The 3,415-nt window shown below is 74.0% G+C and carries 3 protein-coding genes; all 3 read right to left on the minus strand.

Annotated features, from left to right (window positions below; genetic code table 11):
• Positions 1–145: 145 nt before the first annotated feature.
• From AB0N03_RS25895 to AB0N03_RS25905, 3 genes are read right to left on the minus strand one after another with little or no spacing between them, the layout of a single operon-like run.
• Positions 146–1,354 (minus strand): ATP-grasp domain-containing protein, encoded by a 1,209-nt coding sequence (locus AB0N03_RS25895; protein ID WP_364376742.1) that lies wholly within the window; start codon positions 1,352–1,354, stop codon positions 146–148.
• Positions 1,351–2,373 carry a pyridoxal-phosphate dependent enzyme gene (locus AB0N03_RS25900; RefSeq protein ID WP_364376745.1) on the minus strand — a complete coding sequence of 341 codons (1,023 nt, stop codon included), beginning with the start codon at positions 2,371–2,373 and terminating at the stop codon, positions 1,351–1,353. Before AB0N03_RS25900 ends, AB0N03_RS25895 begins: the two co-directional genes overlap by 4 nt.
• A gap of 5 nt (positions 2,374–2,378) precedes the next feature.
• On the minus strand, positions 2,379–3,404 hold the full coding sequence (locus AB0N03_RS25905) for a kinase (RefSeq protein ID WP_364376748.1): 1,026 nt from the start codon (positions 3,402–3,404) through the stop codon (positions 2,379–2,381).
• Positions 3,405–3,415: the final 11 nt, after the last annotated feature.

Consider the following 3,415-nt stretch of genomic DNA (forward strand, 5'->3'; position numbering starts at 1 on the left):
GTGACGGGGGGGGATACGGGGGCTCGCCCGGAGGTCGCGAATGACTCATTCGCGACCTCCGGCGCCCCGAATGAGTCATTCGCGACGTGGGCGCGGCGATCGGCGCGAGCGGTTTGCGCCACTGTGGTGATGAGGAACCGCAGGGTCATCGAGACTCTCCCTTCGGGGCGGGAACCAGGGCCGCCCGCAGCCGGCCGAGTCCCGCCACCGCGGCCGCGCGGGCGCCCCGGGGGCGGTCTGCCACCGCGAGGACGTGTCCAGCTCGGTCGCGGTAGTCGCGGGCCGGGCGGACCACCGTGCCGTCCGCGCGATCAAGGCGGGCTTCGGCGACACCGGGCACCGTGGACGCCTTCGCGACCGCGTCCCCCGCTCCGACGACCGAGGTCGCCGTCGCGGTGAGAAAGCGGAGCGAGGCGCACTTGCGCCGGGTCGCCCGCAGGTCGGGCGGTAGGCCCAGCACCGCCGAAACCTGCGCCGCCACCAAGTCGACGCCGGTCGCCGCGCGGACCAGCTCCGGGATCATGCCGCCCGCCGGACGCGGGTTGACCTCCATCAACCACGGCCCGGACGGGGTCAGCCGGATCTCGACGTGCGCCGCGCCGAAGCCGAGACCCAGCGCCGTCACCGCCGCGCGGGCCGTGTCGATCAACGCCGTCTCGTCCGCCGGGGGCAGCGCGGCCGGGACGTCGTGGCCCACTTCGACGAAGAACGGCGCCGGTCCGAGGTGCTTGCGCACCACCGCGACGACGACGTCGCCGAACAGCTCCACCGAGTACTCCGGCCCGCTCGCGTACGGCTCCACCAGCACCTGCGCCGGCACCGGCAGCCCGCGTTCGTTGTGCGTCACCGAAAGCAGCGCCGCCGCCTGGGCGGCCACCGCGTCGGGCGTCTCGCAGCGCAGCACCCCGACGCTCCCCGACCCCTCGGCCGGCTTGAGCACCACCGGGAACTCGACCGCCGCCGCGACCGCCTCGGCCACCGACGTCGCCACCGTGCAGGGAGCCCCGAGAACCGTCCGCTGGTGGGCCTTGTTGCGGCAGTCGGTCACCGCGACCGGATCCGGCCCGGGCAGGCCCAGCTTCGCCGCGATCCGGGCCGCCACCGGGATGTAGTACTCCGAGCTGCTCGTCACCCCGGCCGGCTCGCCGATCCCCGAATCCAGCACAGCCAGCACCGCGCACGCGTCCGCCGTGTCACAGCGGACGACGCGCACGCCGTCCTCGGCCGCGTACGGGTAGCGCGAAGGGTCGGCCGCGGCCAGCACCGGCTCGTACCCGAGGGACCGGGCCTGCCGCGCGAACAGCCGCCCGGTGCCGGTCGTGTTGCTCTCGACGAGCAGCAGCGTGCGCGTCACGACGCGTCGGCCAGCGAGCGCCGGCCCCAGTTCAGCCACGTCCACGAGCCGCCCGGCTCGGCGGGCGCGACGACCTCGTACGGCTCGGCCGCGCCCGCGTGTGCCAGCCCCTGCGCGCGCAGCCACTCGTCGGAGTACACCGTGTCCTGGTAGCGGTAGCCCTCGTCCGGCAGCAGCGCGACGACCGTGGCGTCCGGGTTCCGGCGCGAGAACCAGTCCGCGACCTTGAACGACGCGCCGCTGGTCGGGCCCATGAACAGGCAGTGCCGCGCGTACAGCTCGCGCGTCGCGGCGAACGCCTCGGCCGCGCCGATCCAGTGCACCTGGTCGTAGCTCGAGTGATCGACGTTGGGCGGCACCAGGCTGTTGCCGAGCCCGCGCAGCACGCGCGGCCCGTCCTCCTGGCCGAAGATGGCGCTGCGCTGGGTGTCGACGCCGATGAGCGTCAGGTCGGGGACGAGCATCCGCAGGAACGAACTCGTCCCGGACGTCGAACCGCCGGAGCCGACCGCGCCGACCAGGCAGTCGGGCACGCCGATGGTCTCGGCGAGCTGCTCGGCCACGAGTGCGTACGACCGCGGGTTGTCGGGATTGCGGTACTGGCCCGGGACCCAGTGGTTCGGGTACTCCGCGCGCAGCTCCTCGAGACGGTCGAGCCGGGCGCGCTGGAACCCGCCCACCGGGCTGGGCTCGGGGCAGATCTCGACGCGGGCGCCGAGGTGCTCGAGGCGGCGTTTCAAGGGGGCGTCGATCGCCGGGTCGCCGACGATCGTGAGCGGGTAGCCGCGCAGCCGGCAGACCATGGCGAGGCCGAGGCCGAAGGTTCCCGACGACGTCTCGAGCACGGTCGTGCCCGGGCCGACTTCGCCGCGTTCTTCGGCGCGGTCGAGCATGAACCGGGCGGGCAGCAGCTTCATCAGGCCGAAGGCGGCCACGTGGAAGTGGGGCCGGATGCGGATGATCCGGGGCAGCTCAGTCGCCTCCACGACGGACCGGCTCACGGGTGTGGCAAGGGTCATCGGACTCACCTCTCGGTTTCGAACTGCCAGGTCTCGGTCACGTCGAGCCGCGTCGCGGCGAATTCCAGCCGCGCCGGGGTCTCGGCGTCGGTCGCGTCGAAGATCAGGCCGGCGACGTCGCCGCTGTGGGCGACCTGCACGCCGGCGGCCCCGGCGGCGCGGGCGACGGCGAGGACGTCGTCCAGCACGGGGATCGGCAGGTGCCGCTGGTTGAGCAGGGTGCTGGCGGTGGCGACGCGGCCGAGCAGGCCCGCGTCGCCGTCGCGTACGGCGCGCCGGAGCAGGCCGCGCAGCGGCCGGAACGCCTCGATCTCCCACGACGTGTAGCGCGCGGGCGGGAGTTCCAGGGTGTCGACGCCGCGGCCGCCGGGGCTGGTGCCGAACCCCAGTACGGACAACGGCATCAGCTCTCCCAGGTCCTCGATCGGCTCGCCTTCGCGGTGAGCGAAGACCACCGCGCGGCCGCCGTACATCAGCGAGTCGGACGCCGTCTCGGCTTCGACGGCCAGCGCGCCGACCTCGGCGGGCGAGAGCCGCCGTCCGGTCGCGGCCAGGACCGCGCCGATCGCCGACGTCACGTCCGCGGTCGAGGAGCCGAACCCGCGGCACAGCGGGATGTCGCTGGTGATGTCGAGCAGCCCGCCGGGGATCGGGTGGCCGAGCCGCGCCAGGGTGAGGTCGGCGGCGCGGCGGGCCTTGGTGCGCCACGCGGGCCGGACGGTCGTGCCGCTGTCTTCGGTGGGCAGGAACGTGGCGCGGGTGCTGTAGAGCGGGCACGGCAGCGTAACCAGGCCGCGGCGGAGCCGGCCGCCGGCGACGAACACCCCTTGCAGGATCTCGCCGTGGTGGGCGTCGACGCGGAAGCTGCCCGCGCGCGGGTCGGTACTGTGCTGATCGTTGCCAGTCCGACCACGGTCACGGCCGAATGGCTTCGTAGCAACGGTTACGTTGCGCGCGAGGGCCGGCCTGCTTTTGGCCGGACTGGTAACGGTGGCCGGGGCCGGTGCGGCGACCGCGAGGTCTTCGGTCATGGCGTTCTCCT

Source organism: Amycolatopsis sp. NPDC051061 (assembly GCF_040682935.1).
In the GTDB taxonomy this organism is placed as follows: domain Bacteria; phylum Actinomycetota; class Actinomycetes; order Mycobacteriales; family Pseudonocardiaceae; genus Amycolatopsis.